Here is a 25,160-nt window from a genome sequence, read left to right on the forward strand (position 1 = left end):
TTGAGAAAGTGATTACTTCACTTCTTTACCCGCTGCTTGTTGATCAGCATGGTAGCTTGAACGTACAAACGGGCCAGAAGCCGCGTGAGTAAAGCCAATTTCGTCTGCATACGCTTTTAAGCCGTCAAACTCTACTGGTGGCACGTAGCGCTTAACCGGTAAGTGATGCTTAGAAGGTTGTAGGTATTGGCCTACAGTTAGCATGTCAACGTTGTGAGCACGTAAATCGCGAAGTACTTCTTCAATTTCGCTAATTTCTTCACCTAAACCAACCATTAAGCCTGATTTAGTTTTTACTTCTGGGTGAGCTTCTTTAAAGCGACGAAGTAACTCTAATGACCATTTGTAGTCAGCACCTGGACGAGCTAGTTTGTATAAACGTGGCGCAGTTTCAAGATTGTGGTTAAACACATCTGGTGGCGTCTCGATTAATATCTCTAGTGCGCGGTCCATACGACCACGAAAATCAGGTACTAAAATTTCGATAGTGATAGTTGGATTATGTTTACGAATCTCGCGAATACAATCTGCAAAATGCTGTGCACCACCATCACGTAAATCATCACGGTCAACTGAAGTGATTACAACGTAGCTTAGCTTCATATCTTTAATAGTAAGTGCTAGCTTTTCAGGTTCAGTGGCATCAGGTTTTAATGGGCGACCATGAGCAACATCACAAAATGGGCAACGACGAGTACAAATAGCACCTAAAATCATAAAGGTAGCTGTACCGTGGTTAAAACATTCAGATAGGTTAGGGCACGAAGCTTCTTCACATACCGAGTGTAAGCCATGCTTACGTAGCGCTTTTTTAATACCGTCAATACGATCGGTTGATTTAGGTAAGCGAATTTTTAACCATTCTGGCTTACGCAACATTTCAGTTTTTTCTGTAGGTAAAACTTTTACTGGGATCAACGCCATTTTTTCTGCGTCGCGTAGTTTTACACCTGGTTCCATTTTGACTGGTTTATTCATTCGTTTTCAAACCCTTCAGTATGCTTAACCTGTGTTGCATTAAGCTTCTTGATCATGTGTTTCACCAATCCTTCACCCGCACTTTCTAGGTTTTGAGGACCATCTAATTCTTTAGTTTGCACCATATTCATTCCCGCATACCCACATGGGTTAATGCGTAAAAATGGACTTAGGTCCATGTTAACATTTAATGCTAAGCCATGAAACGAGCAACCACGACGAACCCTTAAACCAAGGGATGCAATTTTACTGTCATTAACGTATACACCTGGTGCATCAGCTTTAGCATAAGCTTCAATACCATACTCGGCGAGTGATTCAATAATGCACTCTTCAAGCCAAGTAACCAGTTCACGTACACCAATCTTTAAACGACGTAGATTAAATAATACATACATCATTTGCTGGCCAGGGCCGTGGTAAGTTACTTGCCCGCCACGGTCAACTTTAATCACCTCAATGTCGCCAGGAGCTAGTAAGTGTTCGTCCTTACCAGCCTGACCTTGGGTGAATACACTCTCGTGCTCTACAAGCCAAATTTCATCTGGCGTATTTTCATCACGGGTGTCGGTAAAGTCCTGCATTTTTTGCCAAATTGGCATATAACGCTGACGACCCAGTTGGCGTACGATCAAAGTGTTTTCGTTCACAACAAATCTCAACTATGGATTAAAGCATGTGGCGTACGTCATCAATATTGCTGATCACGTTGTAAATTTCTTCAATGTGTTTGCCACTAGTAACTGTTGCTACAAGGCTTACTGACTCGTAATTACCTTTGCTGCTTGGTTTTACTTTAGGGGCATAATCGCCAGGTGCTATTGGTTGTAACTTAGCTAAAATTTGATCAGTTAAGTTTACGTTAGCTAAACCCATTATTCTGAATGTAAATGGGCAAGGGTACTCTAGGTACTCATCAAATTTAGTATCTTTAACAGGTTGAACCACGACGGTGACTCCTCATACAAAAGTGTGGACTCTATGCAAGCTTGAAGCTTAATACAGATAGGCAATTAGCAGTCTTGCTTATATGGGGCGCATTCTAACATTTTTCAAGCAAAAAAAAACGCCTCACAGCGGAGACGTTTAAATTAGTTACCTAGTTAATAGGGGAGATATAAATTACTGCATGATCTGTAAACGTAAGTAATCATAAATTTTGCTAAAGAAGCTGCCTTCTTCCACTTCCTCAAGTGTTACTAGTGGGTATTGAGCAATATCTTCGCCCTCTAGTTGCAAGAATAACGTACCTACTTTAGTACCTTTAGCAAGTGGTGCTTCAAGCGTATTATCTAGCTCAAAGTTAGCTTTAAGGTTTTTATGCTGACCACGTGGGATAGTAATTGGTGTATCTTCTAAAATACCTAAAGATACGTTCTCTTTGTTACCCATCCAAATACGTTGTTCTGCAAAGCTATCGCCTGCTTTGTACGGAGTAATTGTTTCATAAAAACGAAAACCATAGTTAAGTAGCTTTTTACTTTCTACTTTACGCGCTCGTTCGCTTGAGGTACCCATAACAACAGCAATTAAACGCATATCGTTTTTAGTTGCTGAGGTAACTAGGCTGTAACCAGCTTCTGATGTATGCCCTGTTTTAATGCCGTCAACATCTAAGCTTTCATCCCATAATAATGAGTTACGGTTATATTGCTTAATGCCGTTATAAGTAAATGACTTTTGCTTATAAAGTGCATATTCATCTGGCACATCACGAATAAGAGCAGCACCAAGTGTCGCCATATCGCGTGGAGTTGTGAAGTGCTCGTCAGTATCAAGGCCGTGGCTGTTGATAAAGTGACTGTTGCTCATACCTAATTTAGCAGCATGGGCATTCATTAAATCAGCAAATGCGCTTTCGCTTCCAGCAATATGCTCAGCCATTGCTACACATGCATCATTACCTGATTGAATAATAATACCGTGGTTAAGCTCATCAACACTAATTTGCTTACCTACTTCAATAAACATCTTTGAAGATTCTGGAAAGTTTTTAGCCCATGCTTTTTCGCTTACCGTTACCATATCGGTAGTGGCAATATTACCTGCTTTAATTTCAGTACCAATTACATAACTGGTCATCATTTTAGTTAAACTTGCAGGTGCAAGCTGTGTATCGGCTTCACCTTCAGCAATAACTTTACCTGTTGTAAAGTCGACTAAAAAATAACCTTTCGCATTAACTTGAGGTGGTGCCGGAATAATTTGGGCGCTGGCTGAGAATACGGCGGCTGTACAAACTAGGCCGCATACACCTTTGAGGATTTTATGTTTAATAGATTTCATCATACTCATTAATGGTTAAAGTTAAAGATTCGCGTTACGCCATTCTATACCCAAACTACCCCGAGATGCGAGCGTCGTTGGAGTTAAAAACGATTTAGGCAAGGCATTGATTGCAAATAATAGTTACTCTATTGTTCAAATCAATAACGCAGTATAAATCGTTTTTAAACCAACCCTTAGGGCGTTTCACTGGAGCTTACTCTCTGTGTTGTTACTTTTTAAAAGGGATTACCATTTTTACAAAGTAACGCCTAGATATTAAGCCCCAGTGTAACGCTGAATTCTGCATTCTGGAGTAGTTTGGGTATTCGTCTTACTGAGTGTAAAGCAAGAACGCGTTTTGAAATTGATTTTCTTTTAATTTTTTTAATACTTCGTTTGCATGAGGGGTATCTTTTATTGGCCCTAAATGCAGTCTGTAAATATCGTCTTTTTGCACAATATTTGTTGGTAATTTGTATTGCTCTCGCAATGTGCTGGCAAGTGCTTCAATATTAGCAAGTGTACTACCTGCAGCTACCTGAATATAGGTTTGACGCGCAGTTGCGCCCGCAAGCGTAACGGCCTCTAGCTTAACCTTTGCTGTACCATGGGTGTAGTAGCCAAGCTTATAAGCGGCTGCGTACGAAAGATCAATTATTCTATCGTCATGAAATGGGCCACGGTCGTTCACGCGTACGATTACCGATTTACCATTTGCTGTATTGGTTACTTTAACAAAGCTAGGTAGTGGCAGCGTTTTATGCGCTGCGGTCATGGCAAACATATCATACGTTTCACCATTTGAGGTGTGATAACCATGAAATTTACGACCATACCAAGAGGCAATGCCTTCCTCACTATAACCCGTCTCATCAAGCATGGGCGAATAGCTTTTACCAAGCACTGTGTATGGGCGGCTAGCGCTAGCACTTTTAGTGGTTTCGGTAACTATAGCGTCTTGCATCTCAAGTGTAGTTGGAGCTCTTAATGGCGCTGCATCATGACGCATACTATAACGGCTACTTGGCCCACTACTACAAGCACTTAAAAGCAAAATTAATAACGTGGTAAATATAAACTGATTTGTGTGTCGCATTATTTTAAAAGCATCCTTTTATCTGTCGCGATTGACATAATAATGCCAAATCCTGCCATTAACGTCACCATCGATGTACCACCATAACTAATCAGTGGTAAAGGTACGCCTACAACAGGTAATAAACCCGATACCATGCCTATGTTTACGAATACATATACAAAAAAGGTGAGGGTGAGTGCGCCTGCGAGCAATTTACCAAATGCATCTTGTGCATTAACAGCAATGTATAAACCACGACCAATAATAAATAAGTACAGGCTAAGTAAAACACATACGCCGAATAAGCCAAATTCTTCGCTTAAAACCGAAAATATAAAGTCGGTGTGGCGCTCTGGCAAAAACTCTAATTGCGATTGTGTACCAAGCAACCAGCCTTTACCTTCTATGCCGCCTGATCCAATAGCAATTTTCGATTGAATAATATGATAACCCGAACCAAGCGGATCGCTCTCAGGGTCTAAAAAGGTGAGTACACGTTGTTTTTGATAATCGTGCATACCGTAGTGCCAAAATGGCCATGCAGCAAGCGCTACAATCGAGCTTAAAAAGCCTATTAAACGCCAACTCAAACCAGACAAAAATAATACAAATATACCTGAGCTTGCAATAAGTATAGCGGTACCTAAGTCGGGTTGTTCTTTAATTAATAATGTAGGGAGCATTACAATCATAAAACCAATAATTAAATGTAGCGGGCGAGGTGGTAAGTGGTTTCTACCTATATACCAAGCTACCATCATCGGGACTGCCAACTTCATTAATTCTGCAGGTTGAAACCGTGTCACCCCTAAATTGAGCCAACGCTGCGCGCCTTTTGAGCTTACGCCAAATAAAAGTACACCGACTAGCATTAATAACCCAACACAATAAAGTGGGATCACTAACCGCTTTAACGTGGCAGGCGAAAACTGGGCTAAAACAATCATAGCAAAAATCGCACCGCCCATGCGGGTCATGTGCCTAATCATCATAGAAGACTCTTGCCCGCTTGCGCTGTAAACAACCATTATGCTGCCAGCCATCATTATAAGTAGTGCAATAAGCAGCGGTAGGTCTAGGTGCATACGCATCCAAATAGAGCGTTTATCGTGCAAAGCGGTCATGGTGTCTCGTTCCTTGCAAGATTAACAGGGTTGGCTGCAAAGTAGTAATCCATAAGTTGGCGAGCTATTTGAATACCGCCGTGGTTGTTTTCTAACACAACAGAAACCACAATTTTAGGATCGCTATAAGGTGCAAAGCCTACATAAATTGTATTATCGCGTTGGCGCTCTTTAAGAGATTCTGCATCGTAACGCTCACCTTGGGCAATACTAACTACTTGCGCGGTACCGGTTTTACCAGCCGAGTCGTAGTTAGTCCCTTTAAATGCTTTGTGGGCTGTGCCTGATATTTTTTGTACTGTATTATGCATTGCATCTAACGATACTTGCCAATGGCGCGGATCTTTTAAAATAACAGGAGGTTTTTCTTCGTTGTTAATTTGCGTTATGTCGTTATCTTTTTTTATCACTTGCACCAAATGAGGGGGATGATTAATACCACGATTAACTAATATGTTAGTTGCATTTGCAATTTGAATAGGTGTGGCAGTCCAGTAACCTTGGCCAATGCCTACCGAAATAGTATCACCGCGCCACCAAGACTCTTTAAAACGTCCTTCTTTCCATTCTTTTGAAGGTAGAATAGCAGTAGTTTCTTCGTGAATATCAATACCTGACAAATCACCGTAGCCAAAACGGGCCATAAAATCGCTTATTTTAGTAATGCCTAATCGATAAGCCGCATCGTAAAAATAGGTATCACACGACTCTTCAATCGCTTTATATACATCTACATGACCATGGCCCCAACGTTTCCAATCTCGCCATTTATGTTCAACATTTGGAATTTGAAAAAAGCCAGGATCCCACATTGATGTTGACTCATTTACTATATTTTCTTCAAGCGCTAATACAGCCATTAAGGGCTTTACCGTAGAGGCCGGCGCATAACGACCTTGCGTAGTACGGTTTATTAATGGTCGGTCTTGGTTAAGCAGCGCTTTATAATTTTTGCTGCTAATGCCGTGTACAAATAAGTTTGGATCGTAACTTGGGTTTGAATAAAGTGCCAGCACGCCGCCATCTTTGGCGTCCATAACTACAACAGCGCCACGCATATCTTTAAGCGCATGTTGTGCTATTTGTTGCAAGCCCACGTCTAAAGTAAGTACTAAGTCGCTACCAGGTTGCGGTTGGGTCATGCTCAGGGTGCGTATTACACGGCCACGGTTATTAACTTCTACCCGTTGTGAGCCTACTTTACCGTGCAGTGTTTCTTCGTAATATTTTTCTATGCCGAGTTTGCCAATATCATGTGTGGCGCGGTAATTGGTTGCACGGTCTTCTTGTTCTAATTGGTTTAGCTCTTTTCTATTAAGCTTGGCAACGTAACCGAGCGCATGCGTTAGTGTGTCGCCAAATGGGTAGTAGCGTGCAAGGCGTGCCTCAATGCTAAAACCAGGGAATTTATGTTGATTAACCGAAAATTTCGCCACTTCTGTTTCGTCTAAGCGGGCTTTTAATACTTGTGATTTAAAACGACGGGTGTGTTTTATATCTTTTAAAAAGTCTTGTTTGTCTTGCTCTGTAATCGCAATTATTTTACTTATTTGATCAAGCGATTCGTCAAGGTCGTCTACCTCTTCGGGGATGACCTCAAGGTTGTAAACAGGTTTGTTTTCAGCAAGTAGCACACCGTTACGGTCGTAAATTAAACCACGGTTGGGTGCAATAGGGATAACTTTAATGCGGTTATCGTTGGAGCGGGTTTGGTAGTCTTGGTGATCTTCTACTTGAATAGTATAAAGATTAGAAAGCAATACTGCGACTAATCCTAATACAAAAACAAAACCCACGAATGCTCGCCTAGCAAATAAGTTTGCTTCTGCGGAGTGGTCACGAATAGTGGGTCTATGTTTTAGCATGGCAAGGGGTTACTCGCGATGATAAGGATGGTTGTTATTTAAGCTCCAGCCTCGGTAAAGGCTCTCTGCAACAATTATACGCACCAAAGGATGCGGCAATGTTAAATTAGATAACGACCATTTTTGCTCAGACGCTGCAATACACTCTGGAGCAAGTCCTTCAGGTCCGCCAATAAGTAAACTTACATCGCGGCCATCGAGTTGCCATTTTTCCATATTTTTAGCAAGTTGGTGAGTATCCAGTGCTTTCCCTGTTACCTCTAACGTTACAATACGATTGCCTTTTGGAATAGCCGCTAATGTTTTTTCACCTTCAATGTGTAAAATACGCTTTATATCTGCATTTTTACCACGTTTACCGGCTGGAATTTCGATTAACTCTAGCGCCATATCTTTAGGGAAACGGCGCTGATATTCTGCAAATCCCGTTTCTACCCATGCTGGCATTTTAGTACCAACAGCAATCATTTGTATTTTCACGTATTACTTCCAAGCATTGTCTAAAATGAGTGAGCGTTTAGCCCCACAGTTTTTCTAGATCGTAGTAGCTACGTGCTTCGTTTTGCATCACGTGTACAACCACATCACCTAAATCAACCAGTGCCCATTCGCCGTCGCCTTCACCTTCATAACCTAGTGGCTCTGAATCTGCATGACGCGCTTCTTTTGCTAAGTGATCGGCAATTGACTGTACGTGGCGTTTAGAAGTACCAGAACAAATTACCATGTAATCTGTAATATCTGATGTTTCAGTTACGTCAATATGAACGATGTCACGCGCTTTCATATCGTCAATTTTGTCCATAGCAAAGGCGAGTAGTTGTTTTGAATCCAAGGTTTTGTCTCAATTTAAAAATTTAATGGCGCGCATTTTAACACGCTAGGAGTTTTTAAGCATCAATTTGATAGAGCTGATGCACTTCTATGTAATGACTCACTGCGTCGGGCAATAGTTCATTCTTTTTATTACTTTTTTTTAGCTGCTTGCGAATTGTACTTGAGGCTGCATCGAGCATTTCACCCGGTAAAAAATAAAGTTTACCTGCAAGTGAGTGTTTAAGTGCCGCGACTTCGCCAGCATTTGCGTGTTGCATATAGCTTTTGAGCTCACCTTTTACAGTGCAATGTTGAGCAGGGCGCTGGTACACCACAATATGACAAAGCTGAGTTATTGCCTTCCACTCAAACCACTTATCGAGATTGTTAAACGAGTCCATACCAATTAAAAATAAAATAGGTGTAGTGGGGTGCTCTTTACGAAGTTCTTGCAAACTAAGTAGCGAATACGATGGACCAGCTCGGTTAAGCTCTCTTAAATCGAGTTCAAAATGAGGATAAGGTGCAATGGCTGCGTTTAGCATATTAATACGGTGCTGAGTACTAATTCCCGGCGCTGCTTTATGTGCAGGGAGTGCACAGGGCATAAAATAAAGCGTATCTAAATTAAACGCATTAACGCATTGCTGCGCCATATTTAGATGGCCTAAATGGACGGGGTCGAAAGTGCCACCAAAAATTGCGATCATTTAACACCCATTATTTATTAATTAACCGCGTGGCAAGGCATAGGAATGTTGAGCGGCTGGCAAAATTTAATACAAATATGAGCAAGCGCTTGGTAAGGTGCAATTAAATTACCTTGCTTGTAACTGGCATCAAACAACGCAACATCACTGTTTATTTGTTCTAGTGTGTGCATATTTAAACGGTTAATTGCGTTTTGAACTGGACCTTGTTGGTTTTTCCAAATTGCTTTTTGTTTAAATAAATTTGCTATAGGTTCGCCATTTAATAAACCAAGTTGCACGCTTATAAGTGTATTAAGCTCTTTGGTTATAGCCCACAAAATACTCACCACTTCGGTGTTATCGCTGGCAAGTTTGTTTAATACTTTTATAGCTTGTTTAGCGTGACCATTTAATAGCGCATCGCTTAAATCAAAAATATCAAACTTGGCTTGATTTAACAGCCCTTGCATAACTAATTGCTGAGTAATTAATGCATTGCCGTGCAGTAGCGAAAGCTTCTCAAGTTCCTGAAAACAGGCTAACAAGTTGCCTTCGGTGGCATTTATTAAGCTTACCTTGGCGTCACTTTGCATATTAAGTGATAAACGTTGGCATTGCTCATCAAGCCATCGTTTTACATGAGAGCCCGTAAGTGGGTAGCAAGGTACGAACACGCCTAGTTTATCAAGGGCTTTAAACCATGCACCGCGTTGTACTTCTTGACTGGCTTTAGCGCCTTTAACAATTAAAATAGTATCGGGATTAACCAGCTCAACTACTTTTTTAAAGGTATTGCTGCCAATAACGCCTGGCTTTTGTTGGTTTAAATCAAGCTCAATAATAGTGCGGGCGCTAAACAGCGACATGCTCTGATACTGGGCTATGATTTCTTGCCAATCGAATCCTTGCATTAAAGTAAACTTAATTACTTCATCAAAACCTTGTTGTTTAGCACTGTCGCGAATTTGTTGTACGCATTGCGCTTCTTGAAAAGGCTCTTCACCAAATACTAAATAAAAGGGCTTTAGCCCTTTATTTAATTCATTCGGTAGTTGATTAGCGTAGCAGCGCATTATAGTTGCGACAGCTCTCTAACAATACGACGACTGGCTTGCTCACGAATCTCGCTAATGAGTAGCTCAAGCTCTTTTGCTTTTGCTAATGCATGATCCGGATCGTCTTGGTAATTACGATAAAGCTCAAAACGTTTTTCTATCGCTTTTTCACCAGGGAGTTTAACTACATACGACACGCCATAAGCAAGTTCGTATTCAGCAACCTGACCATTTTGAAACAGCGAAAGTGTTTGGCGTTCAATACTTTCTTTGCGTAAATACAATTGGGCTTTATCTTTAGCTGACGATACAAGCTCTACGTTACTCGCTTTAAGCTCTTTTTTAAGCTCAGTAAATAAAGTCGATTTTTCATCATCGCCTACAAGTGTTAGCTGTTTTAAGTTATCAGGCAAGCTAGAGGCTTTTTTTAAATGAAAGCCACAGCTTGATAACAAAAAACAGACTAGCACTAAGGCTAGTCCATTTTTAATGGCGTTAAATGCAGCCATATTAGTTAGCTACCACGTTAAGTAGTTTACCTGGTACGTAAATGATTTTACGAATAGTTGCGCCATCCGTAAATTTAGTTACGTTAGATTCTGCAAACGCAAGGGCTTCTACTTGCTCTTGAGTGGCATCAGCTGCAACTGTTAACTTAGCGCGAAGCTTGCCGTTTACTTGAACGATGATTAGTTTTTCATCTTCAACAAGTGCCGACTCGTCAACTTTTGGCCATGCTGCATCTAAAATCTCGCCTTCTTTACCAAGCTCTTTCCAAAGCTCATGTGATAAATGCGGAGTAATAGGTGCAAGCATAATAACTAATGCTTCAAGTGCTTCGTTAGCAATCGCTACATCTTGTTTGTCGCTCAGTGGTGCTTTTAATAACTTATTAGAAAGCTCCATAATGGCTGCAATAGCGGTGTTAAAGGTTTGACGACGTTCAACATCATCAGTCACTTTAGCAATTGCTTTGTGTAAGTCACGACGTAGTACTTTTTGCGGGTTAGTGAGCGCTGATTTATCAAGTGCTTGGTAACCTACTGTTTTAACATCTACTGCGTATTTCCATACACGTTTTAAGAAGCGATGTGCGCCTTCAACACCTGAGTCTGACCATTCAAGCGTTTGCTCTGGTGGTGCTGTAAACATCATAAATAAACGCACTGTATCTGCACCGTATTGGGCAATTACTTGTTGTGGGTCTATACCGTTGTTTTTAGACTTCGACATTTTACTCATGCCAGATGAGAATACCGGCTCACCGTCTTCTTTATGCCACGCTTTAGTTACGCGACCCTTGTCGTCGGTTTCGGTATTTACATCGCTTGGCGAAATCCATACATCGCCGCCTTTTTCATCTTTACGATAAAATGTTTCAGCAAGCACCATACCTTGACAAAGTAAGCGGTCGAACGGCTCGTCTGAATTTACTAAACCAAAGTCACGTAATAATTTATGGAAAAATCGCGAGTACAATAAGTGTAAAATAGCGTGCTCAATACCACCAATGTATTGGTTTACTGGTAACCAATAGTTAGCAGCCGCTGGATCTAGCATGCCTTCGTCGTAGCGTGGGCTACAGTAGCGTGCGTAGTACCAAGATGATTCCATAAAGGTGTCAAACGTATCAGTTTCGTGAAACGCAGGTGCGCCATTTACTGTTGTTTTAGCCCATTCTGGGTCTGCTTTAAGAGGTGACGTTACACCGTTCATTACCACATCTTCTGGTAAGCGAACTGGTAGCATATCTTCTGTTGCTGCAAGTTCTTTGCCTTCTTCGTCGCTAAGCATTGGGATTGGAGAACCCCAATAACGCTGACGGCTCACACCCCAGTCACGTAGACGGAAGTTTACTTTACGCTCCCCAACACCGAGTGCTTCAAGCTTGTCGGCAATAGCTTTAAACGCAGCGTCAAAATCAAGACCGTCAAATTCACCTGAATTTACAAGTACACCTTTGTCGGTAAATGCTTCTTGCTCAAGGTTTACTTCAAGATCTGAGCCTTCAACCGGTGCAATTACTTGTTTAATATCTAGGCCGTAAGCCGTTGCAAATTCAAAATCGCGTTGGTCGTGTGCAGGTACCGCCATAACAGCGCCTGAGCCGTAATGCATTAATACAAAGTTAGCGACCCAAATTGGTACTTGCTCGCCCGTTAATGGGTGAGTTGCGTAAAAGCCTGTTGCTATGCCTTTTTTCTCCATTGTTGCCATGTCTGCTTCGGCAATTTTGGTGTTTTTGCATTCTTCAACAAACATTGCAACAGCATCGCTATTTTTAGCGGCTTCTTGTGCAATAGGGTGACCACCAGCAACAGCAACATACGTAACACCCATAAAGGTGTCTGGACGAGTTGTGTATACGCTAAAAGTTTCGTCGTTATCGGTGCGTTTAAATTCAATATCACACCCTTCAGAGCGGCCAATCCAGTTACGCTGCATTGTTTTAACTTGCTCTGGCCAATCTTCCAACTTGTCTAAATCGTCAAGTAGTTCTTGTGCGTAGTCGGTAATTTTAATAAACCACTGTGGAATTTCTTTTTGCTCAACCACAGCGCCTGAACGCCAACCGCGACCGTCAATAACTTGCTCGTTAGCTAATACTGTTTGATCCACTGGATCCCAGTTAACCGTCGACATTTTTTTATACACTAAGCCTTTTTCGTAAAGCTTAGTGAAAAACCACTGCTCCCACTTGTAGTATTCTGGATGACACGTCGCAATTTCGCGATCCCAGTCATAACCAAAACCTAATTGCTTAAGCTGTGTACGCATGTAATCAATATTTTCGTATGTCCACTTAGCAGGTGCTGTTTTGTTTTTAATAGCAGCGTTTTCTGCAGGTAAACCAAACGCATCCCAACCCATAGGTTGCATTACGTTTTTGCCTTGCAGGCGCTGGAAACGAGAAACAACATCACCAATGGTGTAGTTACGTACATGACCCATATGCAGTCGACCACTCGGATAAGGAAACATAGAAAGGCAATAATACTTTTCTTTGCTCTCATCTTCAGTGACTTTAAATACCTGGTTTTCTTCCCAGTAGCTTTGTACTTTTGACTCTATATCTTGCGGGTTATATTGCTCTTGCATCTATGGTTCCAGACTTCTTGCAAACTAATAAAAAATTGCCATTAGGATACCCCAAATAAAGTGCTATTCACAGCGTCAAAAACGCGGTTTTGATAAATTCTAACCTTCAGTTCAGGTTAACCTATACTTATCTAAGTTATAGGGTGATTTAACAGCAATTTTGAAGGAGTAAAAAATGGCAGATTATAAAGCATGGCTTGGCGATTTAACCAAATGGCTAAAAGATGTAAAAGATCATGAAGTAAAAGACGCAGTTACTCGATTTGTTGAATCTGAGCAGGCACTTAAAGATTTAGGGCAAGAAAGATACGCTTTATATAAAAGTTATTTACAGCGCGATATAGAACATGTCCAAGAAAACGAATCGCACTATAATTCGCTTGCATGGCAAGAGCTTAAAGAATCATTATGGTTTGAGCTTTCGCACATAGAAGATAAAACTCAGCTTGAGTGGCAATCACTTAGTCAAGATTTTAAGCACAATGGTGTGTATCACGCAGGCGAATGGATAGCCATGGGCACATTAGTATGTAAGAATTGCACTCATAGTTACGATGTTTATCACGCGACACAAATTACACCGTGTATTGAATGTGATGGAATCTATTTTAGTCGTAAGGCGCTGCACCCTTAAATATAAGTATTAAGTGGCTGCGGGCCACTTAATACGCCCAAAGGCCAGCGAATATGTTGGTAAAAAAAGAAGTTAGAATGACGAAAAAATTGCTGCCACTATCTGTTTCAAAGCTCGCACCGAGTATTTCTACTAATCACGTACATACGTGTATGAGCAATCCATACCCCGAGCAACTAACATTTATAGGCCAACAACGCGCCCAAAGTGCCTTAGATTTCTCTTTAGGGATGGAACTGCCGGGTTATAACGTTTATGTAATGGGCGAGGCTGCCCATGGGCGCTTTACGCTTGTTAAAGATAAACTTAAGCAACATGCAAAAGACCGCCCAACCCCAAACGAATGGTTATACGTAAATAATTACGATGACCACAGAGAGCCTATCGCGCTGTTTATGCATGCAGGGCAAAGCAAGCAACTTAGTGACGACATAGATTCATTTTTAGATGAAGTACTCGACACATTTCCTGCTGCATTTGATAACCCAGGATATCAACGCAAAAAAAAATCAATCGACCGTGAATTTAACGATGCCTACGACAGCGCTATTACCGCAGTAGAAATTGCGGCATTTGAGCAAAGTGTTGCATTAGTCGAAGAAAAAAATTCAGTTGGGTTTGCACCGCTTGTAGATGGTAAACAATTAAGCGATAGCGAATTTGGCGAACTTGAAGAAACGTTACGCGAAGAGTTTTTTGAAAAAATTGAAAAGCTAGAAGATGCATTAATAGAAGCGTTAATTGAGCTGCCACGCTGGAAGCGCGAATCAAAAGAAAAACAGCGTAATCTTAAAAAGTCGACTGCAGAGCAGGCCACAAAACCGCTTTTAAAAGACTTAGAACATAAATATGCAACTCATATTGGTGTACTGCGTTATTTAAAAGATATACGCGTTGAAATTATAGACGCGGTACTTGAATGGCTCGATGACGAAGACGAAAGCGAAGAAAGCAAAGAAGACTTTGATCGTAAAGGCATGCTTACCGACTTTTTTGCACCTAATATTTTAGTTGAGTTTAAAGAAGACGATGCAGCACCCGTGGTGTACGAGCCCAATCCAACATTTGGTAATATATTTGGTAAAATTGAGTATTCCACATCGCAAGGGTCTTTAATTACCAGTTATCGTTCTATTCAGCCAGGAGCATTGCACCGTGCTAATGGCGGTTATTTAATTATGGATGCTGAAAAGGTAATGGCTAACCCTCAAGTGTGGGATGGTTTAAAACTTTCGCTTAAAACGCATCAAATTAAAAACGACTTACCGTATCAAGATAGCTCAGTAGGCAGTAGTTTTACACTTCGCCCGCAGCTTATACCGCTTGATGTAAAAATTATTTTATTAGGCTCGCGCGAACTGTATTACACCATAGGTGAATACGATGAAGAGTTTGCAGAGTTATTTAGAGTATTAGCTGACTTTGATTACTACTTACCAAGTAGCGATAAATTACAGTACCAATTTATAACTAAAGTTACCGAGTACTGCGAGCAAACATTAAAGTGCACTACCACACAAGCAGCTATGGTGCGTTTACTTAAGTTTAGCTACCGCCAAGCAGAGCATCACAATAAGCTTTCTGCGCGCTTTGCTGATGTACTTGAATTAGTTGCAGAGGCAAGTTACTACGCAAAACAAGATAAATTAACTGTTATAGATGCGCATCATATTGATGAAGCCATTGAAGGTAAGCAATACCGTACCGGCCAAATTAGTGAAAACATGCTAAGCGATATAAAAGAAGGTCATACACTTATTGCAACCGACGGCCAAGCCATTGGTAAAGTAAATGGTTTAACCGTATTACACATTGGCGATACCTCATTTGGTACCCCTGCGCGTATTACGGCAACGGTTTATGCTGGCGCCGATGGCGTAATAGATGTTGAACGTGAAGCCGAGCTTGGTAAAGCAATTCACTCAAAAGGGGTAATGCTACTTACCGGTTATTTAGGTAATAAATACGCGCAGCACTTTAGCTTAACGCTTAGCGCTAATATCGCTATTGAGCAAAGCTACGGTTATATAGATGGCGATAGCGCATCTTTGGCAGAGTTGTGTGCGCTTATTTCGTCTATTACAAGCCTACCTATTAGCCAATCAATTGCACTGACAGGTTCTATTAACCAACATGGTGATGTGCAGGCTATTGGTGGCGTAAACGAAAAAATAGAAGGCTTTTTCAAACTGTGTAAAATGCGTGGTTTAACAGGTTCGCAAGGCGTTATCATTCCTAAATCAAACCAAGTTAACTTAGTGCTTGATGACGAAATACTTAATGCAGTTGAAGCGGGTAAATTTAATATTTACGCAGTTGAAACCGTAGACCAAGCGCTTAACCTGTTAATGGATATAGAAGCTGGCGATATTATTGATGACCAGTATCCAGAAAACTCAGTAAACGGAATTGCGCTTGCTCGCCTTAAAGAAATTGCCGACATAGTTAATGGCGATAACGATGACGAAAAAGACGAAGAACTAGATAACGAAAAAGGTTAATAATGATCAATATAATTTTGGCGGTGGTTATCGCCATTTTTTGTTTTTTAATATTTCAAAATAGTAAAAAAGCAAAACAACAAGCAGGCATAAATGCACAAATAGGGGCAGATTACTTAGCCGCTAACGCAAAAGTAGAAGGTGTAGTAGAAACAGCTTCTGGCTTGCAGTACAAAATAGTAAACAAAGGTGAGAGTGAAAACACACCAAGCCCAACAAGTATGGTTAACGTGCATTACCACGGCACACTAATCGACGGCACGGTATTTGACAGCTCAGTAGAGCGTAAAACACCGATTAGCTTTGGCTTGCACCAAGTGATTAAAGGCTGGACTGAGGGCTTACAACTGATGAGCCCAGGCGATAAATACACCTTTTATGTACCGCACCAATTAGCGTACGGCGAAAAACGTGTAGGAAGTATTCCTCCTGCTTCAGTACTTATTTTTGAAGTAGAGCTACTGGCAATTGAGTCTTAGTGATTAAATAACAAGGAAGTAAATTATGAATAAAGATGAATTACTTAAAATAGCCAAAGGTGATATTAACTTTACCTTTCAATCTATTATTTATGCATTAGCGCTGTGCTTACTCGTTGCAGCTGTTTTTTTACTAGAGATGAGCGTTAACCTACAAATGGGTTTAATAGTTTGTATTATCGGTGTGTTTGGAATGACTATTTATAATAATTTAAATACTCGTCTAAATGCAGCCCTTGCTCTTATTGCGCTCTCACAAGATAACCAAAGCACTAAGTAAGCAACGCGTTAGTTTGATAAATTGGTATAAGCCCTACTTTAATAAAGTGGGGCTTTTTGCTTTTAGCTAACAATAAAATTTACTCAAGGATTTTAATACGAGGTCGATACCCATAATAGTTACAAAGCTATTTTAGGGATAAAATAATGAAGATTTTAGCGGCTCCCATTCCATACCAAGTACACAGCTCAAATACTCAACCTTTAGCGCAATCAGATAAACTACCTGTTGAAAAAGCGAGTGAAGAAAAGAGCGAGGAAGAGAATGAGGAAAAGCCAAAATATGTGTTATCAAAGTTTCTAGATACCAAAGCCGAAGAGTATAGTGAAGATAACGCTACATTTGGCAATCAATATAAAAACCTAGAAAAAGTATACAAGCACTTCACTGGGCGAGTTATTGCGCTGCAAGAGCAAATTAATAAACTTAAACAAAGCCCCGTACAACGTAGTATAACTATAAATACTTCTGCAAGTGAGCTAAATAAAAGTGATGCGAGTTTAACTTTAGATGCAGAGCACCTAGGCTCTAAAAAATATAAAAGCACGCAGCAACAAGAGCAGATAGATATGTTAGAGCTGCAATTAGGGGAGTTAAAGTCAGAGCAAGCAGCAATAAAACAACAAATGGTTGAGCTGGTTATTAGTGAACTAAAGAGGCGGGGCGACGACTATACTATTTAGCGCCACCAACATGCTGGTGGGCTAGCTTTTAAACTCAATTTTACCCACTTCAAGTTTAAACTTACCTTCTTGCTTGCCTGCAATCATAAAGCCTAGCTGCTTTATATCATCAAAATCAATAATCGGTTGTTGCTCAAGCACGCGACCGCGATACGTTAAAGTAAAATCACTCGGAGCAAAGTTTATATCTACCCATTCATTTTTTACTGTTTTAAATGAGTGGGTGTACGCTGCGCCATCAAGGTAATTGGTAGTTCTGAGTCTAAGCTGATAGGTTTGTCCATCACCTTTAACACGCAGTGCTATAGCTTTAGTATTTTGGCTTTGTGTACTTAGCTCTGTACGTATTGATGCAAAACCGCCGTTATTATCAAGCGAAACATTGCCTGTAAAAAGCAAACTTTCTTGAGTTTGTGTTACTTGGCTATTAGATACACCGCCCATTACTGAGTCGTTAATAACGTACCAGCGCTGGTTTGCATTCGCTTGTGCACTTACAACTAATAAATTAAATACAAAAAGTGAGGATAGTTGTTTGGTGATCATGGCTTACTCCTAATTACTTTAAGCTTATCAATACGGATAAACATATTATTTGTTCACTTATTTAAAGCTAATTATTTTTACGGCTCCATTTTTTCATGATTTTTTCAAACATAATTTCTTTATCAGTTTTATCCTCAGGACAGGGTTTACCGCTACCTTGAGGCATGCCATTACTACCAAATACGGTGGAAGTATCAATTAAATAGCATTTACCGTTAAATTTTTCTAATCGTCGTGTGCCTGTTGTATTTTGGCTAATAACTTCTGAATTATCAGATTTTACTGGCGTTTTAATAGTGGGCTTATTGTTTATCTCTTTATTTTCAGAGTTTTTATCTTCACCAAAGGAGACCATTTTTTTATGAGTCATATTATTTACAGGAGAGCCAAATAGAGGCGCGTATGGATTTAGCTTTTTAAATGTATGAGAAGCTTTTGTTGTAGGCTCTGAAGGCGTGGCTAACTGGGGTTCAACAGGTTTTACAGGGGCTTTTTTAAGCTCTGTTTGTGTCTTTGGTAACGTGATGGTTTTGGCTTGCGTTTTTTTAGTTACCCTTACTTTGGCTTTTGTAGAATCTTTTTTTATAGGTGTAGTGTTAGAGGTCGCTGAATTTGGTGCATCAGTTTTAGTGTTTACAGGTTTTATATCAGGCGCATTGGTTGTTGTAACAACTGAGCTTGGCTTAGGTAGGCTTACTAAATTAACCGTAACATAGGCCTGTATTATTGCGTTTTTTTCCTCCTTTGGCGGCGCAACTTTAATAGATTGCGAAAACAAAAAGTACAACACAATAGCGTGTATACACAACGAGATAACCCACGGCCATGCATTCCCTTTATTCACATCAAACCCTCAACTTAATAGTGCTGTTAAGAGTCAATAAAGTACATTTAGTTCACCTAAAGTTAATGTGTTTTACTTTGTGGCTTTATTGCAGATACAACAAAACTATTTTGCAGTTTTTGTTGTTTTTGCATGTGCTTGGTTACGTTATTATAAGCGCAATCAAACTTAGGAGGCATTATGACATTACTTTTTGAACCAATAGAACTTGCAGGTAAAACATTAAAAAACCGTATTGTTATGCCCCCAATGACTCGCTCGCGTTCAACACAGCCTGGCGATATAGCCAACGACTTAATGGCAACATATTACGCACAGCGCGCAAGTGCCGGACTAATTGTAAGCGAAGGCACACAAATTAGTGAGCTCGGTAAAGGTTACGCTTGGACTCCGGGTATTTATTCAAATGAGCAAGTTGCAGGCTGGAGTAAAGTAACAAGCGCAGTACATAGCGCTGGTGGAGTGATGTTTGCTCAGCTTTGGCATGTTGGCCGTGTTACCCACAGTGACAACACTGGTGGCATACAGCCTATTTCTGCATCGGCCATTGCTGCAAAAGACGTAAAAGTATTTGTAGATACAAACGGCGCACCGGGGTTTGTAGACACCCAACTTCCACGCGAAATGAGCAAACAAGATATTACGCATGTCATAGGCGAATTTCGCCAAGCAGCTAAAAATGCAGTTAATGCAGGGTTTGATGGCATAGAGCTTCATGCTGCAAATGGTTACCTTATTAATCAATTTTTAGACTCAGAGTCAAATGCTCGCACCGATGAATACGGTGGCAGTGTGCAAAACCGAATACGCTTTTTAATTGAAGTGGTACATGCTGTTAGCGACGAAATTGGTAGCAGCAAAGTAGGCGTAAGACTTGCCCCGTTAACAACTCTTAATGGCACAGTAGACGAAAACCCTGAGGAAACTTACTTAGCGGTTTCTGAGGCATTAAATAAAGCCGGTGTAGGTTACATGCATATAGCCGAAGCCGATTGGGATGACGCACCTTTAATGAGTGTTGAATTTAAAAAATCGATTCGCAAAACCTACAGTGGTGTATTAATTTACGCAGGCAAGTACACCAAAGAGCGCGCAGACAAAGCACTTATCGAAGGCTGGGCCGACATGATTGGCTTTGGTCGCCCGTTCGTATCAAACCCAGACTTACCAGCACGCTTAAAGCAAGGCAAGCCTCTTAACAGCCACAACCCCGACACTTTGTTTGGTGGTGCAGAGCAAGGCTATACCGATTATCCAACGGTATAATTGCTAGTAAGTAATAAACATTGAGTAAAAAATGAAGGGCTGCATTTTATGCAGCCCTTTTTTGTGCACTGATTCTATTAGCTTTATCTTGAGCAAAAAATAAAAAACGCGTAAGTTAACCGGGTTACCTATTTTAATAACAAGAAAATAAATGAAAGCCAAAGAGATAGAACAATTAGAATTATCAAATTCTGAAACCCGAGAAGTTATTACACCCTACGCCTTTAAAATTGACAGTGCTTTACTGGGCTTGCCTTTAGCTACGCCAATTCGGCGTGCACTAGCGATTATTATTGATGTTGCACTGATATTTTTAGCAGCCAAACTCAGCGCGGCTTTAATAGCATTTGTTGCTGCAATGGCTTTTTATAAAGGTACGGCACAGCAATACCTTCCAAAAATGTCGAATGTGTGGCGAAGAATCTTAAAAATAACGGCAGCAAGTATTTTATTTGTAAGCGCACTTACTGTGCTTTCAATTGGCATAGATTACCTAGAAGACGATAACACTGATCAAGGTTTAGCTGTTCAGGGCGTAAAAATACAAGATGAAATTCAGCTTACCGCCACAGAAAAACAACAGGTAAATACTTATTTAGCGCAAACAGCCGATGAAAGCTGTGAGCAACCTTGCCAACAAAACGCGCTTGATAATTTAATTTGGCAAGTTCCCAAATTAGCAGAAATGGATGACCTACAAAACCCACAACTTGCTACCGTACTTTTACAGCTATTGGTGCTCAGTGAAAATAACGAAATAAAGCCTGCACAGTTAATAGAAGAAAAACCTGCACAAACAAGCACAAATAGTATTTTGCAGTGGAGTAAAGGCATTATTCAAGACTTGGGCTTAGGTTTTGGCTGGGCTGCTGTTTACTTTACGTTGTTCTCGTTACTTTGGCGCGGCCAAACACCGGGTAAAAAGGTATGTAATATTCGTGTGGTTGCCTTAAGCGGTGAGCCATTAGGTTTATTAGATTGTTTTGGTCGCTACGGCGGCTACGGTGCAGGCTTTGCCACAGGCTTGTTAGGGTTTTTACAGATATACTGGGACCCAAACAGACAAGCCATTCAAGATAAAATATCTGCGACGGTGGTTATTAAAGGTAACTTGAATCAAGTTGTAAATGTTGAAACGGTAGAAGAAGCAGTGAAGGACTAACTCCAATTAACATAATTTAATTAAACTATAGGTATATCTATTTGGAAGTCTTACTTGAAGGATTAAATAATGAAAATGAAAGTAATCATTTTTTGAGATCTTTATGGGCAAGTATTAGAGATCACTTTGGTAAGTGTGCTTGGCATTACTCTCCGTATAAAAAGCTAGGTTCTAAACAAATAATTTTAGGACGTATGAACTATAAAGCTAAAGGTTCTTTCGAGGTTTCGGTCAGGTATAAACAAAAAGGAAATTTAGTCGCGGTCATGTTCTCTGATTATATCGAAAGTGATGAAATTATAAGCGACTTAAAAGTTATTAGAGAGCTAGTTAAAAATAGTTTAGATTATAAAAAACTGATTTCTAAATTCAGATTTAGTACTTCTCTTGAAGTTATTAGGGGTTCTATTGCCGCATACTCAGGTAAAAGTTTTGTTTTAAAACCAACAGGTAATAGCTCAATTAAATTGATAGTTGATATTAATGGTTATGATGCTGTAGATGCAGAAGCTAAAGCAGCAGAAAAAATTAAAACGATTATTGAAATTTTAACTGTTAGTACAAACTGTTTGATTATTCGAGATACTCAAAGTGACAATGATTCATCGTTTTCAAGTATTGAAATTAATAAATACTCTAGAGATATAAGTTGGATTGATGCTAAACCAATAGCTGATGGCTTAGTTCAAATCTCAGAAAAAACCTGTTTCCTTATTGATTACATACTGAGTAATGATATTTACTCTTATGAAATTCAATTACTCTTGAATTCTTATGCTCATTTTTCATCAGGCAGATCTTTAGATTCATTTACCTTAGATACATATTCCCCAACTCCGAGAATAGGGGAGGCAAGTGATGAGGGGAATACTGACTTTCAGAGCGATTTAAGATTCTCTAATGCAGCTAAACTTCATCCATCATCAAGTGAAGATGCAATGATACTTTATATGTCTTCATTAGAAGTTGCGTCGTTGATTGGAGCTTCGAAGAGTAAAAAGTGTGATAGTTGTGGTCAACAAGTACATTCAATCTCAAATAGAGTGAGAAGTTATGTGGGAAAAGATAGCAATAATGACCCATTAGTTAAAATAATTAATTCATATTACGGTTTAAGATCAAGATACCTTCACCAAGGAACTAGGTTTGTCGATAATTCATATTCAGGCAGTGTGGTACCACTATTAGATAGCAATACAATGAGTAACGCTAGAGAGTACTACCAAGTTAGTCTGCTAAATTTAAGGGAATGGTGTAGCTACTTACTAAGGTTATCTTTAGAAGAAATGGCTTTAGAAGCTAATTAAACACTTTAAAAATGTAGAGCTAAATATGTAGGCCCTACATCTTAAATAGCGAGCTTAACTTCTAAACCTAACCCCAAAACCACCAAGACCCATCAACAACACAAATCCCCACACAAATATGTTGCCGTACAGGCTGTACACGCTGTCGCCTTTTATAAGCTTAATGTTGGCTTTCAATATGGTAGCTTCAAACTGAGGCATGGTTTGTTGTGCGTGGCTTATGGGGTCGTATACGGCGCTTACACCATTGTTAGTAACACGCACTAGGGGGCGTTGTAGTTCGAGCGCGCGCATACGTGCTATTTGCATGTGTTGCAAAGGCCCAATAGAGTCACCAAACCAGGCATCGTTACTTACTGTAAAGAGTAGGTCGGAATTGCTTTTGTAATTACCGCGCACTAAGTCGGCAAAAACAATTTCGTAGCAAATAGCAGGGAGTAAGTTATAGCCGTTGGCGCGCAAGTTGTTTTGCATTTTTTCGCCACGCGTAAACGACGACATAGGTAAATCGAATAGTGGGGCAATAGGGCGCAAAAAATCTTGAAACGGCACAAATTCGCCAATAGGTAATAGCTGGTGTTTTTGATAGCGGTTTTTATCAAGGTAATGATAATGCCCGTGCTCGTCGGCGCGTTCTTTATTACCGACCACAATAAGTGTGTTAAATATGTTTTTGGTGTCTCGCTGGTAGTCAACAATACCGGTTACAAGGGCGGTTTTATTAAACGAGGCTGCACTGTCTAAATTGGCTAGGTAGGAATCAGCAAGCATTTCTATTTCAGGCACTGCAGCTTCTGGCCATACTATTAAGTCTGCATCCCAATGTGGGCGTGTCAGGTCTTGGTATTTGCTCATTGTGGTCCAAAACTCACTTGGCTCAAAGCGCAGGTGTTGCTGTATGTTCCCTTGTACGAGCAATACTGACATGTTTTTATCTGTGTAATGAATACTACCTGTGGTGTTTGCGCCTGTAAAAATAAGCGCAACAGCTGTAGCAGTAACCGTTGGGGTTTTAAAATCTTTTTGGGTAAGTCTATATAGTGCAAAGCCAATAGCGACACAGGTAAGTGTTAAGCCAAACTCGCCAATATAAGGGGCAAGCCGCCTTAAAGGTCCGTCGGTTTGTGTGTAGCCAAAACTTAACCACGGGAAACCGGTAAGTACGGTGCCACGTAAATACTCACTAATTGCAAAGCAGGCAATTAGTAATGCGCCAAAGCTTTTAGGGCCACTGGCAAAGCGTGTAGTTGCCCAAAAGGCAAGTGCGGGAAATAACGCTAAGTAGGCGCACAAAAATGCCATTAACGAGACTGACGCAATAAGCGGCATACCGCCAAAGGTGGCAATAGAAACATGTACCCAGCTTATACCTGCACCAAACCAGCCTAGGCCAAATATAAAGCCATATTTAGCGGCGGTTTTTGCGTGTGCTTTACCTGTATTATTGGGATTAATGCAAAAAATTATGGCGCCAAGACTAATAAATACGATGGGCCAAATTTCAAAAGGGGCATAGCCAAAAGTTAAAACAAGGCCCGCAACGAGTGCGAGCCATGCTTTTTTATCTTTTGCTAATAGGGTAAGTCTAGTTAGCAGTTTCTTCACTGTCGTTATCATCAGCCTTAGGAACGGTGACTTGCAGTTGCAAAATACGACGATTGTCGGCGTTGGTTACTTTAAATTGGTAACCTTCTATGTCAATCGTTTCACCACGGCTTGGCATATGGCCAAATGCGTGCAGTACAGTTCCGCCAATAGTATCGGCTTCGTCTGTGCTGTAGCCTGTTTTAAAATGCTCGTTAAAGTCATCTACAGGAGTGAGTGCTTGCACTACGTGGACATGTTTAGCAAGTTGACGAATATCTTGATGTTCTTCTTCTTCGTCGTGCTCATCTTCGATTTCGCCAACAATTATTTCAAGAATATCTTCAATCGTTACTAAGCCAGATACGCCGCCGTATTCGTCAATAACAACAGCCATATGGTAGCGTTGCTGACGGAATTCGTTTAGCAATGTATCAACACGTTTGCTTTCAGGTACTACCATTGCTGGGCGTAAATAATCGCGTATTGATGGTAAATGCTCGTCTTTATTTAAGATCAGTGGCAATAAATCTTTAGCGAGTAAAAAACCTTCTACATGATCTTTGTCTTCAATCACCACTGGAAAACGTGAGTGAGTTGAGTCAACCATCATTGGAATTAGTTCTTCAAGCGGGCTGTCGATCTCAAGAGTGATCATTTGTGAGCGCGGAACCATTATGTCTCGCACTTTAAGCTCAGACACGCCAAGCACACCTTCTATCATCTCTTTTGTTTCTGGATCGATTACGTCTCGTTCTTGCGCATCGGCAATAACTTCGACCAGCTCTTCTCTATTCTGGGGTTCCCCTTGCAACATTTGGGCTATTCTGCCCAACCACGTTTTGCCAGAAGAACCCTGGCTAGATTGCGAGTTACCGTCGCTCATTGCGTCTAATTGC

General features: G+C 40.5%; 25 protein-coding genes. 8 read left to right on the forward strand and 17 right to left on the reverse strand.

All coding sequences use genetic code 11. From position 1 onward, the window contains the following. Positions 1-12: 12 nt before the first annotated feature. The 13 genes from lipA to leuS all read right to left on the reverse strand — a co-directional run bounded on the left by lipA (position 13) and on the right by leuS (position 12,975). On the reverse strand, positions 13-978 hold the full coding sequence (gene lipA / locus QMA08_RS10625) for a lipoyl synthase (RefSeq protein ID WP_002958515.1): 966 nt from the start codon (positions 976-978) through the stop codon (positions 13-15). After that, complete coding sequence (gene lipB / locus QMA08_RS10630) at positions 975-1,628, reverse strand: lipoyl(octanoyl) transferase LipB (RefSeq protein WP_010554695.1); 654 nt, start codon at positions 1,626-1,628, stop codon at positions 975-977. The genes lipA and lipB overlap by 4 nt, the downstream gene beginning before the upstream one ends. Positions 1,629-1,647: 19 nt before the next feature. Continuing rightward, positions 1,648-1,926: a DUF493 family protein YbeD gene (gene ybeD / locus QMA08_RS10635; RefSeq protein WP_002958517.1), complete on the reverse strand. Its 279-nt coding sequence runs from the start codon at positions 1,924-1,926 to the stop codon at positions 1,648-1,650. Between the two features lie 174 nt (positions 1,927-2,100). Then, on the reverse strand, positions 2,101-3,264 hold the full coding sequence (locus QMA08_RS10640; protein WP_002958518.1) for a serine hydrolase: 1,164 nt from the start codon (positions 3,262-3,264) through the stop codon (positions 2,101-2,103). A 313-nt stretch (positions 3,265-3,577) separates the two neighbouring features. After that, positions 3,578-4,342 carry a septal ring lytic transglycosylase RlpA family protein gene (locus QMA08_RS10645; RefSeq protein ID WP_024603580.1) on the reverse strand — a complete coding sequence of 255 codons (765 nt, stop codon included), beginning with the start codon at positions 4,340-4,342 and terminating at the stop codon, positions 3,578-3,580. Further along, positions 4,342-5,448, reverse strand: coding sequence for a rod shape-determining protein RodA (gene rodA / locus QMA08_RS10650; protein WP_039489315.1), 1,107 nt, complete (start codon positions 5,446-5,448; stop codon positions 4,342-4,344). Before rodA ends, QMA08_RS10645 begins: the two co-directional genes overlap by 1 nt. Further along, positions 5,445-7,313, reverse strand: a complete 1,869-nt coding sequence (gene mrdA / locus QMA08_RS10655; RefSeq protein ID WP_033020633.1) for a penicillin-binding protein 2 — start codon at positions 7,311-7,313, stop codon at positions 5,445-5,447. Before mrdA ends, rodA begins: the two co-directional genes overlap by 4 nt. Before the next feature lie 9 nt (positions 7,314-7,322). Next, complete coding sequence (rlmH, locus tag QMA08_RS10660; RefSeq protein ID WP_002958522.1) at positions 7,323-7,793, reverse strand: 23S rRNA (pseudouridine(1915)-N(3))-methyltransferase RlmH; 471 nt, start codon at positions 7,791-7,793, stop codon at positions 7,323-7,325. 37 nt (positions 7,794-7,830) lie between these two features. Beyond that, complete coding sequence (gene rsfS, locus QMA08_RS10665; protein ID WP_002958523.1) at positions 7,831-8,148, reverse strand: ribosome silencing factor; 318 nt, start codon at positions 8,146-8,148, stop codon at positions 7,831-7,833. A gap of 55 nt (positions 8,149-8,203) precedes the next feature. Continuing rightward, positions 8,204-8,839 carry a nicotinate-nucleotide adenylyltransferase gene (gene nadD / locus QMA08_RS10670; protein ID WP_024594705.1) on the reverse strand — a complete coding sequence of 212 codons (636 nt, stop codon included), beginning with the start codon at positions 8,837-8,839 and terminating at the stop codon, positions 8,204-8,206. Between the two features lie 17 nt (positions 8,840-8,856). Further along, positions 8,857-9,894 (reverse strand): DNA polymerase III subunit delta, encoded by a 1,038-nt coding sequence (gene holA, locus QMA08_RS10675; protein WP_039489323.1) that lies wholly within the window; start codon positions 9,892-9,894, stop codon positions 8,857-8,859. Then, the gene (gene lptE / locus QMA08_RS10680; protein ID WP_024594704.1) at positions 9,894-10,385 is read right to left on the reverse strand and encodes an LPS assembly lipoprotein LptE; all 492 of its coding nucleotides are present in this window, start codon (positions 10,383-10,385) and stop codon (positions 9,894-9,896) included. The genes holA and lptE overlap by 1 nt, the downstream gene beginning before the upstream one ends. A gap of 1 nt (position 10,386) precedes the next feature. Next, positions 10,387-12,975 carry a leucine--tRNA ligase gene (leuS, locus tag QMA08_RS10685; protein ID WP_002958527.1) on the reverse strand — a complete coding sequence of 863 codons (2,589 nt, stop codon included), beginning with the start codon at positions 12,973-12,975 and terminating at the stop codon, positions 10,387-10,389. A 175-nt stretch (positions 12,976-13,150) separates the two neighbouring features. On the opposite strand from leuS, the gene QMA08_RS10690 reads away from it, so the two are divergent. The 5 genes from QMA08_RS10690 (at position 13,151) to QMA08_RS10710 (ending at position 17,552) form a co-directional block, all read left to right on the forward strand. Then, positions 13,151-13,609: a hypothetical protein gene (locus QMA08_RS10690; RefSeq protein ID WP_002958528.1), complete on the forward strand. Its 459-nt coding sequence runs from the start codon at positions 13,151-13,153 to the stop codon at positions 13,607-13,609. Positions 13,610-13,686: 77 nt separating this feature from the next. After that, positions 13,687-16,110: an AAA family ATPase gene (locus QMA08_RS10695; protein ID WP_223231687.1), complete on the forward strand. Its 2,424-nt coding sequence runs from the start codon at positions 13,687-13,689 to the stop codon at positions 16,108-16,110. 2 nt (positions 16,111-16,112) lie between these two features. Next, a complete protein-coding gene (locus QMA08_RS10700) occupies positions 16,113-16,589 on the forward strand; it encodes an FKBP-type peptidyl-prolyl cis-trans isomerase (RefSeq protein ID WP_290174488.1) in 477 nt (158 codons plus the stop codon). 25 nt (positions 16,590-16,614) lie between these two features. Further along, complete coding sequence (locus tag QMA08_RS10705; protein WP_002958531.1) at positions 16,615-16,869, forward strand: hypothetical protein; 255 nt, start codon at positions 16,615-16,617, stop codon at positions 16,867-16,869. Positions 16,870-17,015: 146 nt separating this feature from the next. Continuing rightward, positions 17,016-17,552 (forward strand): hypothetical protein, encoded by a 537-nt coding sequence (locus QMA08_RS10710; protein WP_290174489.1) that lies wholly within the window; start codon positions 17,016-17,018, stop codon positions 17,550-17,552. A 21-nt stretch (positions 17,553-17,573) separates the two neighbouring features. Here the strand turns inward: QMA08_RS10710 and QMA08_RS10715 are convergent, their stop codons facing one another. Together QMA08_RS10715 and QMA08_RS10720 are read right to left on the reverse strand one after the other, a co-directional pair. Beyond that, a complete protein-coding gene (locus QMA08_RS10715; protein WP_290174490.1) occupies positions 17,574-18,098 on the reverse strand; it encodes a CIA30 family protein in 525 nt (174 codons plus the stop codon). Between the two features lie 67 nt (positions 18,099-18,165). After that, positions 18,166-18,942 (reverse strand): hypothetical protein, encoded by a 777-nt coding sequence (locus tag QMA08_RS10720; RefSeq protein ID WP_290174491.1) that lies wholly within the window; start codon positions 18,940-18,942, stop codon positions 18,166-18,168. Between the two features lie 180 nt (positions 18,943-19,122). Between QMA08_RS10720 and QMA08_RS10725 the strand changes: the two genes are divergently transcribed. The 3 genes from QMA08_RS10725 (at position 19,123) to QMA08_RS10735 (ending at position 22,677) form a co-directional block, all read left to right on the forward strand. Beyond that, positions 19,123-20,208 (forward strand): alkene reductase, encoded by a 1,086-nt coding sequence (locus QMA08_RS10725; RefSeq protein ID WP_290174492.1) that lies wholly within the window; start codon positions 19,123-19,125, stop codon positions 20,206-20,208. 151 nt (positions 20,209-20,359) lie between these two features. After that, positions 20,360-21,370 (forward strand): RDD family protein, encoded by a 1,011-nt coding sequence (locus tag QMA08_RS10730; RefSeq protein ID WP_290174493.1) that lies wholly within the window; start codon positions 20,360-20,362, stop codon positions 21,368-21,370. A gap of 41 nt (positions 21,371-21,411) precedes the next feature. Further along, complete coding sequence (locus QMA08_RS10735; RefSeq protein WP_290174494.1) at positions 21,412-22,677, forward strand: hypothetical protein; 1,266 nt, start codon at positions 21,412-21,414, stop codon at positions 22,675-22,677. Positions 22,678-22,731: 54 nt separating this feature from the next. Here QMA08_RS10735 and lnt read toward each other — a convergent pair whose 3' ends face one another. Both lnt and corC read right to left on the reverse strand, forming a co-directional pair. Next, entirely contained in the window at positions 22,732-24,282 is a 1,551-nt protein-coding gene (lnt, locus tag QMA08_RS10740; RefSeq protein WP_290174495.1) for an apolipoprotein N-acyltransferase, read from the reverse strand. Further along, on the reverse strand, positions 24,263-25,147 hold the full coding sequence (gene corC, locus QMA08_RS10745) for a CNNM family magnesium/cobalt transport protein CorC (protein WP_002958541.1): 885 nt from the start codon (positions 25,145-25,147) through the stop codon (positions 24,263-24,265). The genes lnt and corC overlap by 20 nt, the downstream gene beginning before the upstream one ends. Positions 25,148-25,160 lie beyond the last annotated feature (13 nt).

Origin of the sequence: Pseudoalteromonas sp. APC 3355 (assembly GCF_030407615.1) — a bacterium.
Classification (GTDB): domain Bacteria; phylum Pseudomonadota; class Gammaproteobacteria; order Enterobacterales; family Alteromonadaceae; genus Pseudoalteromonas; species Pseudoalteromonas distincta.

What these genes read in the sequence shown, in the direction of transcription:
- QMA08_RS10695 (WP_223231687.1), top strand. Translation starts at nt 13,687, where the DNA reads ATGACGAAAAAATTGCTGCCACTATCTGTTTCAAAGCTCGCACCGAGT.
- holA (WP_039489323.1), bottom strand. Translation starts at nt 9,894, where the DNA reads ATGCGCTGCTACGCTAATCAACTACCGAATGAATTAAATAAAGGGCTA.
- lptE (WP_024594704.1), bottom strand. Translation starts at nt 10,385, where the DNA reads ATGGCTGCATTTAACGCCATTAAAAATGGACTAGCCTTAGTGCTAGTC.
- leuS (WP_002958527.1), bottom strand. Translation starts at nt 12,975, where the DNA reads ATGCAAGAGCAATATAACCCGCAAGATATAGAGTCAAAAGTACAAAGC.
- lipA (WP_002958515.1), bottom strand. Translation starts at nt 978, where the DNA reads ATGAATAAACCAGTCAAAATGGAACCAGGTGTAAAACTACGCGACGCA.
- mrdA (WP_033020633.1), bottom strand. Translation starts at nt 7,313, where the DNA reads ATGCTAAAACATAGACCCACTATTCGTGACCACTCCGCAGAAGCAAAC.
- QMA08_RS10700 (WP_290174488.1), top strand. Translation starts at nt 16,113, where the DNA reads ATGATCAATATAATTTTGGCGGTGGTTATCGCCATTTTTTGTTTTTTA.
- rodA (WP_039489315.1), bottom strand. Translation starts at nt 5,448, where the DNA reads ATGACCGCTTTGCACGATAAACGCTCTATTTGGATGCGTATGCACCTA.
- QMA08_RS10730 (WP_290174493.1), top strand. Translation starts at nt 20,360, where the DNA reads ATGAAAGCCAAAGAGATAGAACAATTAGAATTATCAAATTCTGAAACC.
- QMA08_RS10705 (WP_002958531.1), top strand. Translation starts at nt 16,615, where the DNA reads ATGAATAAAGATGAATTACTTAAAATAGCCAAAGGTGATATTAACTTT.
- QMA08_RS10690 (WP_002958528.1), top strand. Translation starts at nt 13,151, where the DNA reads ATGGCAGATTATAAAGCATGGCTTGGCGATTTAACCAAATGGCTAAAA.
- QMA08_RS10725 (WP_290174492.1), top strand. Translation starts at nt 19,123, where the DNA reads ATGACATTACTTTTTGAACCAATAGAACTTGCAGGTAAAACATTAAAA.
- QMA08_RS10640 (WP_002958518.1), bottom strand. Translation starts at nt 3,264, where the DNA reads ATGAAATCTATTAAACATAAAATCCTCAAAGGTGTATGCGGCCTAGTT.
- nadD (WP_024594705.1), bottom strand. Translation starts at nt 8,839, where the DNA reads ATGATCGCAATTTTTGGTGGCACTTTCGACCCCGTCCATTTAGGCCAT.
- QMA08_RS10645 (WP_024603580.1), bottom strand. Translation starts at nt 4,342, where the DNA reads ATGCGACACACAAATCAGTTTATATTTACCACGTTATTAATTTTGCTT.
- QMA08_RS10710 (WP_290174489.1), top strand. Translation starts at nt 17,016, where the DNA reads ATGAAGATTTTAGCGGCTCCCATTCCATACCAAGTACACAGCTCAAAT.
- corC (WP_002958541.1), bottom strand. Translation starts at nt 25,147, where the DNA reads ATGAGCGACGGTAACTCGCAATCTAGCCAGGGTTCTTCTGGCAAAACG.
- QMA08_RS10715 (WP_290174490.1), bottom strand. Translation starts at nt 18,098, where the DNA reads ATGATCACCAAACAACTATCCTCACTTTTTGTATTTAATTTATTAGTT.